General features: G+C 65.7%; 17 protein-coding genes. All 17 read right to left on the reverse strand.

Translation table 11 applies throughout. The annotated features are described in order from the left end of the window. Positions 1-85 precede the first annotated feature (85 nt). Entirely contained in the window at positions 86-418 is a 333-nt protein-coding gene (locus BLR95_RS13855; RefSeq protein ID WP_245689546.1) for a BON domain-containing protein, read from the reverse strand. A gap of 102 nt (positions 419-520) precedes the next feature. Then, entirely contained in the window at positions 521-685 is a 165-nt protein-coding gene (locus BLR95_RS13860) for a DUF3309 family protein (protein WP_092621422.1), read from the reverse strand. 119 nt (positions 686-804) lie between these two features. Then, positions 805-1,059 carry a hypothetical protein gene (locus tag BLR95_RS13865; RefSeq protein ID WP_092621425.1) on the reverse strand — a complete coding sequence of 85 codons (255 nt, stop codon included), beginning with the start codon at positions 1,057-1,059 and terminating at the stop codon, positions 805-807. Continuing rightward, positions 1,056-1,229: a CsbD family protein gene (locus BLR95_RS13870; protein ID WP_092621428.1), complete on the reverse strand. Its 174-nt coding sequence runs from the start codon at positions 1,227-1,229 to the stop codon at positions 1,056-1,058. The genes BLR95_RS13865 and BLR95_RS13870 overlap by 4 nt, the downstream gene beginning before the upstream one ends. Positions 1,230-1,646: 417 nt before the next feature. After that, the gene (locus tag BLR95_RS13875; RefSeq protein WP_092621431.1) at positions 1,647-2,300 is read right to left on the reverse strand and encodes a PqiC family protein; all 654 of its coding nucleotides are present in this window, start codon (positions 2,298-2,300) and stop codon (positions 1,647-1,649) included. Between the two features lie 36 nt (positions 2,301-2,336). Next, entirely contained in the window at positions 2,337-4,052 is a 1,716-nt protein-coding gene (locus BLR95_RS13880) for a PqiB family protein (RefSeq protein WP_092621434.1), read from the reverse strand. Further along, on the reverse strand, positions 4,045-4,668 hold the full coding sequence (locus BLR95_RS13885; RefSeq protein ID WP_092621464.1) for a paraquat-inducible protein A: 624 nt from the start codon (positions 4,666-4,668) through the stop codon (positions 4,045-4,047). The genes BLR95_RS13880 and BLR95_RS13885 overlap by 8 nt, the downstream gene beginning before the upstream one ends. After that, positions 4,665-5,288, reverse strand: a complete 624-nt coding sequence (locus BLR95_RS13890) for a paraquat-inducible protein A (protein WP_092621437.1) — start codon at positions 5,286-5,288, stop codon at positions 4,665-4,667. The genes BLR95_RS13885 and BLR95_RS13890 overlap by 4 nt, the downstream gene beginning before the upstream one ends. A 257-nt stretch (positions 5,289-5,545) precedes the next feature. Further along, positions 5,546-6,445: a F0F1 ATP synthase subunit gamma gene (locus BLR95_RS13895; protein ID WP_092621440.1), complete on the reverse strand. Its 900-nt coding sequence runs from the start codon at positions 6,443-6,445 to the stop codon at positions 5,546-5,548. Further along, a complete protein-coding gene (locus BLR95_RS13900) occupies positions 6,442-8,022 on the reverse strand; it encodes an alternate F1F0 ATPase, F1 subunit alpha (RefSeq protein WP_092621443.1) in 1,581 nt (526 codons plus the stop codon). Before BLR95_RS13900 ends, BLR95_RS13895 begins: the two co-directional genes overlap by 4 nt. Then, positions 8,019-8,837 (reverse strand): F0F1 ATP synthase subunit delta, encoded by an 819-nt coding sequence (locus BLR95_RS13905; protein ID WP_092621446.1) that lies wholly within the window; start codon positions 8,835-8,837, stop codon positions 8,019-8,021. Before BLR95_RS13905 ends, BLR95_RS13900 begins: the two co-directional genes overlap by 4 nt. A 3-nt stretch (positions 8,838-8,840) precedes the next feature. Next, positions 8,841-9,125, reverse strand: coding sequence for a F0F1 ATP synthase subunit C (locus tag BLR95_RS13910; protein ID WP_092621448.1), 285 nt, complete (start codon positions 9,123-9,125; stop codon positions 8,841-8,843). 21 nt (positions 9,126-9,146) lie between these two features. Continuing rightward, positions 9,147-9,845, reverse strand: coding sequence for a F0F1 ATP synthase subunit A (locus BLR95_RS13915; protein WP_092621450.1), 699 nt, complete (start codon positions 9,843-9,845; stop codon positions 9,147-9,149). Then, positions 9,829-10,140, reverse strand: a complete 312-nt coding sequence (locus BLR95_RS13920) for an ATP synthase subunit I (RefSeq protein WP_092621452.1) — start codon at positions 10,138-10,140, stop codon at positions 9,829-9,831. Before BLR95_RS13920 ends, BLR95_RS13915 begins: the two co-directional genes overlap by 17 nt. Continuing rightward, entirely contained in the window at positions 10,133-10,465 is a 333-nt protein-coding gene (locus BLR95_RS13925; RefSeq protein ID WP_092621454.1) for an AtpZ/AtpI family protein, read from the reverse strand. Before BLR95_RS13925 ends, BLR95_RS13920 begins: the two co-directional genes overlap by 8 nt. Continuing rightward, on the reverse strand, positions 10,462-10,848 hold the full coding sequence (locus BLR95_RS13930) for a F0F1 ATP synthase subunit epsilon (RefSeq protein ID WP_092621456.1): 387 nt from the start codon (positions 10,846-10,848) through the stop codon (positions 10,462-10,464). The genes BLR95_RS13925 and BLR95_RS13930 overlap by 4 nt, the downstream gene beginning before the upstream one ends. Next, on the reverse strand, positions 10,838-12,277 hold the full coding sequence (gene atpD / locus BLR95_RS13935) for a F0F1 ATP synthase subunit beta (protein ID WP_092621458.1): 1,440 nt from the start codon (positions 12,275-12,277) through the stop codon (positions 10,838-10,840). Before atpD ends, BLR95_RS13930 begins: the two co-directional genes overlap by 11 nt. Positions 12,278-12,819: the final 542 nt, after the last annotated feature.

The following is a 12,819-nucleotide window of genomic DNA, read 5'->3' on the forward strand; positions in this document are numbered from 1 at the left end:
GCGCCAGGCCTTTGCGGGTCACCGGGCCACAGGGCGCACGCGTGCGGCGGATCGCCTTTCGATCAAGGCGACCAAACCCACGCCGTCACTTGATGACCAGATCGTTTCGCACCTGCCTGACCCCGGTCACGTCGGCGGCGACGGCGCCGGCGCGCTGCCTGGATGCGGCGGAGTCCACGAATCCGCTCAGTTGCACGACGCCTTTGTAGGTTTCGACATCGATCTTGAAGACCGTCAGGCCCTGGTCGCCGACAATGGCAGCCCGCACCTTGCTGCTGATGACCGTGTCGTCCAGGTACTCACCCGTGCTTTCGCTGGTCGAAGTCGAGGTGCAGGCGGCCATCGACCCGACGGTCAGCCCGGCAAGCACGAGCAGGGCGGGCAGAAGGGCACGATGGATGAAGCGGGGGCTCGTCACGATGGGATACCTCCGGCAGTGCCGCGCGGGGCGCGGGGGGGGATGATTCGGCGGCCTGAACATCGGATCGAAGCGTGCCCTATCCCGGCACGGCATGAGCTCTCAGATGCGGCCAAGCACCATCAGGACGATCAAGATGATCAGAACCGTGCCAAGGACACCGACCCCGGCATGACCGAAGCCATAGCCATACCCCCCGAAGCGTCCGCTGAATCCGCCAAGGAGAAAAATGACAAGAAGGATGATGAGGATCAGGCTGAGCGACATCGCGGTTCTCCTGGATGTCAGGATGTCACCGGGGTTCCGAGTGACACTGAGTGTTGGCCGTATCGCGCGGTGTGCCGAAGGGACGGCATCGCCGGGCTTCGGCGACCGGTCCCGATGGGTCAATTGCTGTCGATGGTTACGCCGCTGCCGTCGATCTTGATATCGACGCCACTCTGGCGTTCCTGATAATAGAGGTACCCGGCCACGGCGGCGACCACGGCCAGCGCCACGATGACGACAAGAAGAAAAGTCCGATTCATGAGCCCGTGCCTCGCCAAATCTTTGAACTCTACGGACAACGCGGGACCGCAGAGGGCCATAGCGCCGACGACATCACGCCGGTCGTGCTCCGCCGTTGCGGCCAGAGCCGTCAAGCGTCGCGGATGGTGTCCTTGACCCCGCCGACGGCATTCTGGACCTTGCCCTCGATCTTGTCGGCCTCGCCGTCCGTTTCGAGCTTCTTGTCGCCGGTCGCTTTGCCGACTGCGGCCTTCACCTTTCCCTTGACCACTTTCGCGGCGCCGATCACACGATCCTTGTCCATGACGTTCTCCTTTCTGCTCTGCGGCGGCCCGCCGGAGACGTGTCTGGCGGACAGGTCTCAACTGAACAGGTTTCCACCGTGTCGGCACTGACGCAGATTAGCCTGTGGTAGAAAGCCGCCACGGCCTTCTTGGGGCGGCGCGCGGAGGGAAGGCAGGCCGCCGGACCGGATTGACAATGTCCACGCAAGGCCTGTCGGGTCCTTGACCCCACCAGCCGGCTTACAGACGACGGCTTCATCGGGCGGCCGCAGATCGCCAGCACCGTCGCCATCCGCGGCATTCGGGGCCGGTTCCTGGCGACGGCATCGGGTCCACAATCCGCTTGCCCTTGGCGCTGGCGCCGATGGGTGTGGTCAGGCCCTTGAGTCCAAACGAAATGGGTGAGCCGCCTCGGGTGCCGATCAACACCGTTGAAATTACTGCGCGACTCCCGCAGAGCTGGTCGCGCCACAGACGTCAGCGCCCCCATTCAGGGCTTCGCGCAGACTATCACCGATCCGCCCGACCAAGCGTTGGCTTGCTGCGGCCAGGGCAGCCACGGCGGCGCCCGGGTCCGGCCCGGCAAGCGGTTGTGTGCCGGCCCAACGGCAGATGTGAACCGCGCCATCGGTCAGGGAACGAAGCGTCCACGACCCCGCCACCACGGCGGACTGGCCGGGGATGGCGTCGAACCGCTCGACGCGCAGGGCCAGCCGGTAGCGGGGCAGCGCCGTGGCGTCCTCCGGCACCGGCGCGTCATAGGTATCCGCCGCCCGCACCGACCGCCACAGCGCGTCTGCCACCAACTGCTTCAGGTCGTCGGCAACGGGCGCCAGCCAGCGGTCCGTTTGTAGAACGGTAATCCGGCCGCCCGGGTCCTTCAGCACGATGTTTTCGCGGGTCACGCCCTCGGGTACGCCGACGGGCAGGATCTGCACCAGCACCCGGGCCGCGTCCGACCCAGTCGTGGCGGCGTCGCCGCCAGGATGCGCCAGGGTATGATAGCGCACCGGCGGCGAGGTCGCGCAGCCGGCCAGCAAGAGCAGGCAAAAGACGGATCGGACCATGTGCGAACGAGCGGACGAGGTCATGGCGTGAAGCCTTCTCGATGTCGCGGGTTCTTCATCCTACCTGTCGTCGGGCCGCCCCGTCAGCAACGCTTCGGGATTCCGTTCCAGGGCATCGGTCAGGGTCCTGATCGAGCGGGCGGCCTCCGCCACGGCACGCAGGGCCTGACGGGCGTCCTGCTGCAAGGGCGCATCACCGGCCATGCTGTCGTCGACGACCCGCAGGGTTCGGCTCAGATTGCGGCTCGCCCGGGCCAGTTCGGGCAGGGTCGCCGTGTCCAGCGTTTCCGCCAGGGTCTCCAGCCGCTTGAGGGCGGACGTCAGCCCCGTCATGACGAGACGGACATCCGGCATGGTCTCGCTGTCCACCCGCTCAAACACCGTATCCAGCCGCCCAATGGCGGACTCAAGAGCCGCCATCACGTCGCCAACGTCCCCCGCCAGGGTATCGAACGGAATCCGGGACAGTTTGCGAACGATGGTCTGCACCTGCTGTTGCAGTTCCTGCAGGTCGCTGGGAACGGTCGGAAGCTCTGGTGGTGCGCTGTCCGGGTCGAAGCGGGCGGGCTCTGCGTCGGGAAAGAAGTCCAGCGCCACATAAAGCCGGCCCGTCAGCAGATTGCCCGATCGAAGCTGCGCGCGCAGGCCTCGTTTGATCAGGTCGGCCAGAACGGCCAGGCGCTGCTGGGGGGTCGCATCCTTCGATAAGGACTCGATGGCGCCGCCCAGGCGCCCGGGGAAGGTGTCCGCCACGACCCGCGAGGTGAACTCGCCGCTGTCCGCGTCATAAGCGGCGTTCATCGACCGGACCCGCCCGACCTCCACGCCACGGAAATCAACCGCCGCGCCGACCGACAAACCCCGGATGCTCTGGCGGAAGTTCAGGACCAATGTCTGCGCATCGCGCTCCGGGACCTGCATGGCCTCGGCGCGATCCGATGCCAGCACGAACCGATGTCCGTCCTCGGCAGGGTCCGACAGGCTGTCGCCGGGCGGCGCCTCGAACGCCACCCCACCCAGGAGAATGCTGGCAATGGACTGGGTCCGCAGCGTCACGCCCGACGCATCCACCCGCAGGTCAAGGCCGCTGGCATGCCAGAACCGGGTCTCTGTCGTGACGAAGCGGTCGTAAGGCGCTTTCACGAAGACTCCGAGCGAAAGGCGCCGCCGGTCCGGAAGCAGGGTGAACCGCTCCACCTGCCCGACCTGGATGCCGCGAAAGTACACCGGCGAGCCGATGTCCAGCGACCCGAGGTCGTCCGCCAACAGGGCGAAGCGCTGGCCCGGGGCGTCCGAGGCCACGACGGGCGGTTCCTCCTCGCCGACGAAGTCGGTAACGCGCGTCTCTCCGCCCCCCGGGTCGACGGCGATGTAGGGGCCGGACAGCAGGGTTCCGACGCCGGAGACGCCCGACCCAGCGAAGCGGGGCCGCACCACCCAGAATCGGCTCCCCTCGACCGCGAAGGACTCGGCCATCTTGAGCAGGTCAATGGTGGCAACCACCCGCGTTCGGTCCCGGGTCAACGCGACGTCGGTCACGCTGCCGATGTCCACGTCCCTGAACTTGACCTTGGTCTTGCCGGCCTCGATCCCCTCGGCCGAGGCAAAGGACACCGTGACGGTCGGGCCACGCCGAGACAGTTGGTTCGCCACCAGCGCCAGACCGATCAGGGCCGCGATCAGGGGGATTCCCCACACCAACGACGGCCGCCAGCGCCGGGGCTGAACGATGTCCGGTTCGGACGGGCTGGCCGAGGCCGACAGGTCGTCAGGCATGATCTGGTCGTCCGTGCTTGTCCCACAACAGGCGGGGGTCGAAACTGCTTGTGGCCAGCATGCTGAGAACGACCACGGCGCCAAAGGCGGCTGCGCCCGGCCCGGCCTCGACCATGGCCAGGGACTGGAACTGGACCATGCCGGCCATCAGCGCGATGACGAACACATCAAGCATGGACCAGCGGCCGACCCGCTCGACCACCTTGTACAGACGGCCCAGTCGATGCGCGTCGGCCCCGGTGGACCGGCGCGCCCCATAGGCCAGATAGGCCAGCGCGCTCATCTTGGTGGTGGGAATGATCACGCTGACGGTGAAGATGAGAACCGCCAGTTCAGGCGAGCCCGAGGTCCAGAAATAGGCCACGCCGCCGATGATGGTGTTCCGGGTGGTGCCGAACAGAGTCGTCGTGTGCATGGCCGGCAACAGGTTGGCCGGAATGTACAGAATGGCCGCCGCCACCAGGAAAGCCCAGGTGCGCGTCAGGCTGTCGGCCTTGCGGGAATGGACGGCGGCGCCGCAGCAGGGGCACCACACGGGGGCGGTGCCGGCCCCGGTGGCATCACACACCGCGCGGCAGACCAGACACGCGCGCAGGCCCGCGTCCCGGGCATTCATGGGGCCACCGCCCGCCGGCAGCCCGGCCGCCACAGGGCGCGAAGATCATAGGACAGGATGACCGCCAGCAGAACGGTCAGGGCCATGAAGGCCCACAGCGCCGCCCCCGGCACCACGTCCGCCATATTGGACAGCTTGATGAGGGAAACCACCACGCCCAGCATCAATACCTCGATCATTCCCCAAGGCCGCATGGCCTGAAGCGCGCGCAGCAGCGGCGCAAAAAAGGCGGGACGCCATCCCGTCTCGACCGCCAACAGAAGCAAAAACATGGACAGCAGGTCGAACAGCGGAAACAGCCAGGCGGTGAAGAATACCATGACGGCGGCCACTTGCTGGCCCTCCGCCCACAGGGTGGCCACGCTGCCGAGAAGGGTCGCCTCGTTGATCATGCCTTGCGACCGCAGCACCAGGATTGGAAAGGTGTTGGCCAGGACAAAGGCAATCAGCGCCGCCGTTACGATGGCCAGCATCTGTTCCGGCCGGCGCCGCTGCATGCGGTACAGGGTCGTACCACAGCGGGCACAGCGGGCCCGTTCCCCCCGCCGCAAGGGACGGCGGACGTGCAGTTCGTCGCACTCGGGACACGCGGCGAGCCCGGCCTGATCCACACTGCTCATCCTCAACCTCTTGCCAGGCCCTACCCCATCAATACAAATGATGACGATATGCCCGCCTGCCAAGCCGCGCTGATCCCGAAGCCCGGTTCGCGGCGTTGGGCGCTGCCATTCGTGGGTTGGGGCGCGGTGTCCACTTTTTCGGGGCAAGGTCATCGCGGACGTCCTCCAGTCCGACCGAGATCCGCACCAGACCGGGCGCAATACCCTGGGCGGCGCCGGCCAGCCGACAAAAAAGTTCGTTCTTTTGTCGACTGGTATCAGGCCTTATCGGTGCCCAGGGCCTCGAACCCCGCCGTCACGTCGAACAGTTCTTCGTCAATGCTGGACTTGCGTAGCCGATGGAAGTTGCCACTCAGCGTTTCCAGTAGATCGTCGATGTTCCTGTCGGCCCTTTGCATGGCGGCCAGGCGGCTTGCGTTCTCGCTGGCCAGCGATTCCGCGCAGGCGCGAAACAGCGAGACAAAAAGGTATTCGCGGATCAGCGCCTTTAGCGTTGGCATCGTTTCGCCCAAAACTTCGGGCAAGGCGGCTGTGGGCCAGGTCAGCGCCAGAACCTCTTGTTGCCAGCGCGCATCCAGCGGCAGCAGGCGTTGGGTGACAGGCGCATGGCGGCCTCCCGGGGCGGGGCGGTTGTAGTAAAGGTGAAGCTCGGTGATCGCGCCGCCCGCCCGACCGCCTTCGGCTTCGACTTCGACGAGGACCCGCCCGCCTAGCGGGGCAACAGCGCTGACCGAGTTCGGCACGGCAAACCGGCCTGCGGGCGGGAACCCGGCATCGCCGAGACGGTCATGCACACGCTCGCCCACAGCCCAGATGCGCGGGTTTGGGCCCATCCCGCGCAGTGCCGCGACGGCGAAATCGGCCACATCGTCGTTGAACCGCCCCACGAGCCCCTGATCCGAGCCGAAAACCACCACTCCGACAGGCGCCCGCCCTGTCGGGGTCGGGCCGGCGGCCATGGCCATGCCCGGGCCGAGATCGCGGAGGCATTTGCCAAGGCCAAGCCGGACGTTGTGATCGTAGTCACCGAGCACCCGTTCGGCCCGTTCATATTGGCCGATATTCGCGGCTGCCATCGCCTTCATCGTGCGGACAACGGCTTGCAGGTCTCCGGCACTGGAGATCTTGCGCCGCATGCTCTCCATCGTGTTGCTCATTGAGCGTTCGCGGTCTTTGAAGGCGGTGTTGACGGGAGCCCGGCTTCGGTGGGTTGAAGGGCCGCGAGTGCCGCCCGACAGAGTTCGGTCATCACCGCGCGGTCTTCGTCGCTGAGGTCGTCGGTATCGAAGCGCCGGCAAACCGCATCGGGGATGGTTTGGGCGGCCCGCAGAACCGCCTTTTCGGCCTCGGGCATGGCGTCGAGAGGCACAGGGTCGAACAGCCCGGCCGTCAGCGACGTCAGGATCGCGATCTGCCCCGCAACCGGAACCGGAGCGAATTCCGGCTGCTTCAGGCAGGCCCGAATGCGGTCACCGTGGGCGATGGTCGCGCGGGTGTCGTCGTCCAGCCGGGCGCCAAAGCGCGAAAAGCTCTCCAATTCCTCAAACTGGGCATAGGCCAGTTTCAAATCGCCCGCCACCGCCCGATAGGCGGCGCGCTGCGCCTTGCCGCCCACCCGCGAGACCGATTTGCCGACATCCACCGCCGGCAGAACGCCCAGTTCGAACAACGTCGGCGAGAGGTAGATCTGTCCGTCGGTAATCGAAATCAGGTTGGTCGGGATATAGGCCGAAATGTCCTGCGCCTCGGTCTCGATGATCGGCAGGGCGCTCAGCGAGCCACCGCCGAGATCTGTGCCCAGGTGGGTCGAGCGTTCCAGCAGACGGGAATGAATGTAGAAGATATCGCCCGGAAAGGCTTCCCGACCCGGGGGACGACGCAGCAGCAAGGACAATTCGCGGTAGGACCGGGCATGCTGGGTCAGGTCGTCATAGACAATCAGCACATCGCGGCCCGCCTCCATGAAATACTCGGCAATACTGGTTGCGGCATAAGGTGCGATATAGCTGAGACCAGGGGCGGCATTGCCTTCGGTCACCACGACCACGGTGTAATCCATCGCGCCATGCGCGCGCAGGGTCGCGACCGTCTTGGCGACGGCGGAGGCGCGCTGGCCGATGGCGCAATAGACGCACACGACGTCCTGGTCGCGCTGGTTCAGGATCGTACCGACCGCGATGGCGGTCTTGCCGGTCTGGCGGTCGCCCAGGATCAACTCGCGCTGGCCGCGCCCGATCGGGATCAGCGCGTCAATGACCTTAAGCCCCGATTGCAGCGGCACGGAGACAGGCGCGCGATCAATGATGGCGGCGGCGGGGCGTTCGATGGGCAGGCGACGGTCCGCCGAAACCGGCCTGCCACCATCCAGCGGGCGGCCCAGCGGATCGATGACGCGACCCAAAAGCGCGTCGCCGACGACGACATCCATGACCCGGCCGGTGCGGGTGACCTCGTCGCCCGCGTTCAAATGGGCGTAGTCGCCCAGCAGGACCACGCCAATTTCGGTTTCGTCCACATTGAAGGCCAGTCCCGACAGGCCGGCGGGAAAGTGCAACAGTTCTTGCGAACCCGCACCGGGCAGGCCGGAGACTTTGGCCACACCCGTCGAGACGCTGGTGATGATGCCGATCTCACGGGGTCGCAACTCGGCGACGAACGCTTCGCGCGCGCTGGCCAGATCGCCAAACAGGCTGTCAAAGACGATCCGCAATGGCTCGGGCTGGGGTTTGGTCACGCGCTTACCTTTTCCTGCGTCCTGTCGGCATCGGCTGTCGGGCCGGCCTGCGAGGCATCGCGGGCCGAAAAGGTCTCGCCGACGCTGGCCTTGAGGGACGACAGATAGTCGGAAATGCTCCACGCCAGCTTTTGCCCGCCGGCGGTCAACTCGATACCGGCGATCAACCGGGGCGCGGTTTCGAACGTCAATTCGGCATCGGTTGAAAACGTGTCGTGCAGGGCGGACCGGATCGCCGCATGTTGCTCTGGGCTCAGGTCAAAGGCGCTGCGTACCGGGATCGGTTCAGAGGTCCCCCGAATGGCGGTGGACAAGGCAGAGTCGGGCTGATCGCCGGATGCCTGGATGCGGTGGACGAACGTATCGCAAATGCGGTCCTCAAGACGCACATCCGCCAGATCGTTCAACGTTTTGCGGGCAACGGCGAAAACCTCGTCCCAGGCCCGGTCGGTGATCGACGTGGCGAGGGCTTGGGCTTCGGTCTGAAGCGCCTTGGCGCGCTGGGCTGCCAGGGCATCGGCGGCGCTATGCGCTTCGGCCATCAGGCGCTGGCGCTCGGCGGTTGCGTCGTCCGTCGCTTGTTGCAACAGTCCGGCGCGCGCCTGTTCAAAATCGGCGGTCATCTTCTGGAAGGTGTCGCGCGCCGTCTCTGCATCCGCCTTTATCGCATCGGCATCGGCGCGCTCTTTCCTGATCCGCGCCTCGCGGGTGTCGATGGCGGTCATGATCGGCTTGTAGAGAAACCGCTTGAGCAGCCAGACCAGGATCAGAAAGTTGAGCGCCTGCGCACCGACAGTGAACCAATCGATCAGCATCGCTCAATGTCCTGCGGCGGCGGCGGCGACAGCGCTGTTCCAGAACGGATTGGCGAAGATCAGGATCATCGACACGACGAAGCAATAGATCGCGACGGATTCGATCATGGCCAGGCCGACAAACAGGGTGCGGGTGATGGTGGCCGCCGCATCCGGTTGCTGGGCCACGGAGGTCAAGGCCGTCGCGACCGCGCGTCCTTCGCCCAGGGCGGGGCCGACGCTGCCGATCGCGATGGTCAGACCGGCCGTGATGATCGAAGCGATGGCGATGTAGGTCGCGCTATCCATGGCGATGGTCCTCAATGGGGGTCAAGTCTCGCCGGCGGGCCGTGCGGGCGAAGGCTTTTGGGTGAGGGTGGCCGAGGCAATGTAGACGGTTGCCAGGATGCTGAAGATGTAGGCCTGAACCATGCCGGTCAGCAGGCCAAGTGCGCTCATCAAAACGGGAAACACGAAGGGAGAGATCGTCAGCAATATGGCCAGGATCATGGTCCCGCTCATCATGTTGCCGAACAGGCGGACGGCCAGCGCGAGGGTTCGCGACAGGTCGCTGATGATGTTGAAGGGAAGCATGATCACGGTCGGCTCCAGATAGGATCGGAGGTAGGCGCCAACGCCCCGCTCGGTCATGCCGTAGATGGGCACGGCGACAAAGACGCTCAGCGCCAGCGCCGCGGTGGTCGAAAGCGAGCCGGTGGGCGGTTCGAACCCGGGAATGATGGTGCTCAGTGTCGACATGGCGACGAACAGAAACAGCGTGCCGATAAAGCCGATGTAGGTCCGTGGGTGTTTCAGGCCGACTTCGCGGATCTGGTCCTGAATGCCGGTGACGATGATTTCCAGCAGGTTTTGCCAGCGCGAGCGCGTCATGTCGCGCGACAGCCGCCGCGTGATGAGGATCGAGGCCATCACCAGAACGGCCATCAACACCCATGTGAACACGATGGTGGCGTTGAGTTTCACGAACCCGCTCTGCCAGAAGATGATCTCGTCAGGGCTGAGACGCATGGCCCGTCCCCTCGGCTATGGCGGCCGGGTTCGCCCGCGTCAGGCGGTCCACCACAAGGCGCGCGACAATAAAGCCGGCCACACAGGCCAGCCAGCGCCGCCAATCGGACCCGCCGGCCAGATAGAACCCGTAGACCGTGACGGTCATGCGCAGCATGAAGCCGCCCAGAAACCACAACGCCGGCTGGGCACAGGCAAGACCACGGCGCACCGTCCACCACAGGCTCGCGAAAAACGCCACGCCGAGCAGCACGCCGACCATGAAGACAAGGGCGAGAGTCTGCACATCAGGCATCGTCGTCTCCGCGCTGGTCGTGAATGTCCCTGTCCTGCCGAGCAACCCAGGTCCAGGCCGAGAAGCACCCGATTGTCAGCCCGGCCATCAGCAAGGCCAGCGTCCACCGATGGGCACCCTGGCCGCTGTCGAGCCAGACCCCAAGCGCCGCACCCAACAGGGTCGGCACCGCGACCGACCATCCGATCAGCCCCATCATGCCCAACCCGAACCAGATCCCGGGCGATCCGTCGCGCCGGGCCTTCGCCTTTCGGGCGGCCTTGCGACCGATCATCCCGGCAAAACGGTCATCGTCATTGGCGGGTTTCGGCACGCTGTCGGTCATGACTGCATCTGCATGAAACGCCGCGCAAATCCGGTTTCCAGTTTGGCCATCACGGTGCGAACCTGGTGTTCGGTCTGGTCCAGCGCGAGGAATTCTTGGTCCACCGTCGTGCGCAAACTGGCGAGGTCGCGGCCTTGCAGGGCGCGGCGCACGGTGACCACGACCTCGCGACCGACCTTGGTCAGCGTGCCGACATCGACCGCCGCGAAACCCTCGCCATCGGCGGGGGTCTGCCAGGTCAGAATGCCCGGCGCCAGCGCCGCGACGCAGTCAAGGCGGTTGGGCAAGAGGCCGAAAGAACCGTCGTGCGTTTCCGCCACGATGCGGGTTACGCCGGTGACCTCGGCAAAGAGCTCGAACGGAAGCAGGATCCTAAGGTGCATGTGCGGCCTCCCGGCCAGTCGCCTCCGGGTCTTTTGCCCGTGGCACCGCCTTGGCCTCGGCAATCGACCCGATCATGTACAGGGCGCTTTCCGCCACGGTTTCGAAATCATCGCGCAAGATGGCCTCGCAGCCGTCCAGCGCATCCGCGAGGCTGACGAGCTTTCCCTTGAGGCCGGTGAACGCTTCGGTGGTGAAGAAGGGCTGGGTCAGGAACCTCTCAAGCCGACGCGCGCGCCCAACCACCTTGCGGTCGTCGGGCGACAACTGCTCCAGCCCCAACATCGCGATGATGTCTTTCAGGTCGGCATATTGCGCCAGGGTCCGGCGGATTTCCTGGGCCAGCGCATAATGTCGCGCCCCCACGATGCCCGGTGTCGCCATCTTGGAGATGGATTGCAGCGGATCGATTGCGGGATAGAGCCCCTCGCTCGCGCGTTTGCGCGACAGCACGATTGATGCGGACAGGTGCGAAAAGGTATGTACCGCGGCCGGATCGGTGAAATCGTCGGCGGGCACATAGACGGCCTGGATCGAGGTGATGGCTCCGGCATCGGTGTTGGCGATCCGCTCTTCCAGCCCCGACAGTTCGGTGCCCATGGTCGGCTGATAGCCAAGCCGCGAGGGGATCTGACCCAAGAGCCCCGAAACCTCCATCCCGGCCTGAATGAATCGGAAGATGTTGTCGATCAGCAAGAGCACGTCGCGGTGCTGGTCGTCCCGGAAATACTCGGCCATTGTCAGGGCGGCATGGCCGACCCGAAACCGCGCGCCGGGCGGTTCGTTCATCTGGCCGAACATCATCAGCATGGAGTCGAGCACACCGGCGGCCTTCATGTCGTGATGCAGCTCGCCCCCCTCACGGCAGCGCTCGCCAATGCCGCAAAAGATGCTGACGCCTTCATGCTGGCCGACCATGTTGTGGATCATCTCGGTCAGAAGCACGGTCTTGCCCACGCCGGCACCGCCGAACAGGCCGGCCTTGCCGCCCCGCTCCAGAGGCATCAGCACGTCGATCACCTTGATCCCGGTCTCGAACACTTCCGAGGTGGTGGCGCGCTGCGCAAGAGACGGTGGGGCGCGGTGGACCGAGCGCCATTCGACATCGGTCAGGGGCGGGCCGCCATCGATCGTGTTGCCGAACACATCGAACATGCGCGACAGGATCGATCTGCCCACCGGCGCCTTCAGGGGCCCGCCGGTATCCTCCACCGCCAGGCCCCGCGTCAGCCCTTGCGTTGGGGTCAGGGCGATGCCGCGCACATGGTGCGCATCGCGCTGGGCCAGAACCTCGATCACGATCGGGGGCTCGGCTCCGGTGCGAAGGATCGAATAGATCGGCGGCAACGGCCCATCAAAACGCACGTCCACGACGCTGCCGCGGATCGCGGTCACAACACCTGCCGGTCGGGGGGCAAGCGGCTGGGTCATGTCGCCAACGTATCGGGAGGCGCGATCCGGGCCTTGAAGGCGTCCGGACGCCGGGTCTTGAACGCGCCCCTCACCCTATTGCGCGCCGGGGCGCGGCAGAGCCAGACCGCCCCCCGGCTGCGGCGCTCCCATTTTTTCGGCCCTTCCGGCGACACCTGAGGCTTCGGGTCCCAACGACGAGGAGGCAAGGTGTCACCGGCAGTCATTGGCTGGTCCCTTTGTGCGAAAAAGCCCCGAAAGCTGCAAAGTTCGCACCCCCCCAAAAGCGCGCGTGGCTCCGACGCAGCTTCACGACGGCCGCCGACGGCAAGCCCGCTTGCTCAATGGGAGGCGCCACCATGCACCCATGACAGCACCGCTCCAGGTCGATTGATGCTTCAAAGCTACCGGACTTGAGACTCAACCGGACTGACAGAGGTTAGGAAAATCCTGAAAAATCGTCGTCTGGGGTCACGTCCCGTTGCGTGGTGTAGGAGCTGTGGTTAAGGGGTCCGCCGCCGCGCCCGCCAGGGAGCCGGCGGCGGCGGGCCGCTTATCCACAG

The sequence above is a fragment of the Roseospirillum parvum genome, from assembly GCF_900100455.1.
Classification (GTDB): Bacteria; Pseudomonadota; Alphaproteobacteria; order Rhodospirillales; family Rhodospirillaceae; genus Roseospirillum; species Roseospirillum parvum.

Coding starts and splice junctions, on each gene's coding strand:
- BLR95_RS13875 (WP_092621431.1), bottom strand. CDS start 2,300: ATGACCTCGTCCGCTCGTTCGCACATGGTCCGATCCGTCTTTTGCCTG.
- BLR95_RS13910 (WP_092621448.1), bottom strand. CDS start 9,125: ATGGATAGCGCGACCTACATCGCCATCGCTTCGATCATCACGGCCGGT.
- BLR95_RS13905 (WP_092621446.1), bottom strand. CDS start 8,837: ATGCTGATCGATTGGTTCACTGTCGGTGCGCAGGCGCTCAACTTTCTG.
- BLR95_RS13860 (WP_092621422.1), bottom strand. CDS start 685: ATGTCGCTCAGCCTGATCCTCATCATCCTTCTTGTCATTTTTCTCCTT.
- BLR95_RS13930 (WP_092621456.1), bottom strand. CDS start 10,848: ATGCACCTTAGGATCCTGCTTCCGTTCGAGCTCTTTGCCGAGGTCACC.
- BLR95_RS13920 (WP_092621452.1), bottom strand. CDS start 10,140: ATGCCTGATGTGCAGACTCTCGCCCTTGTCTTCATGGTCGGCGTGCTG.
- BLR95_RS13870 (WP_092621428.1), bottom strand. CDS start 1,229: ATGGACAAGGATCGTGTGATCGGCGCCGCGAAAGTGGTCAAGGGAAAG.
- BLR95_RS13895 (WP_092621440.1), bottom strand. CDS start 6,445: ATGAGCAACACGATGGAGAGCATGCGGCGCAAGATCTCCAGTGCCGGA.
- BLR95_RS13925 (WP_092621454.1), bottom strand. CDS start 10,465: ATGACCGACAGCGTGCCGAAACCCGCCAATGACGATGACCGTTTTGCC.
- BLR95_RS13880 (WP_092621434.1), bottom strand. CDS start 4,052: ATGCCTGACGACCTGTCGGCCTCGGCCAGCCCGTCCGAACCGGACATC.
- BLR95_RS13890 (WP_092621437.1), bottom strand. CDS start 5,288: ATGAGCAGTGTGGATCAGGCCGGGCTCGCCGCGTGTCCCGAGTGCGAC.
- BLR95_RS13885 (WP_092621464.1), bottom strand. CDS start 4,668: ATGAATGCCCGGGACGCGGGCCTGCGCGCGTGTCTGGTCTGCCGCGCG.
- atpD (WP_092621458.1), bottom strand. CDS start 12,277: ATGACCCAGCCGCTTGCCCCCCGACCGGCAGGTGTTGTGACCGCGATC.
- BLR95_RS13915 (WP_092621450.1), bottom strand. CDS start 9,845: ATGCGTCTCAGCCCTGACGAGATCATCTTCTGGCAGAGCGGGTTCGTG.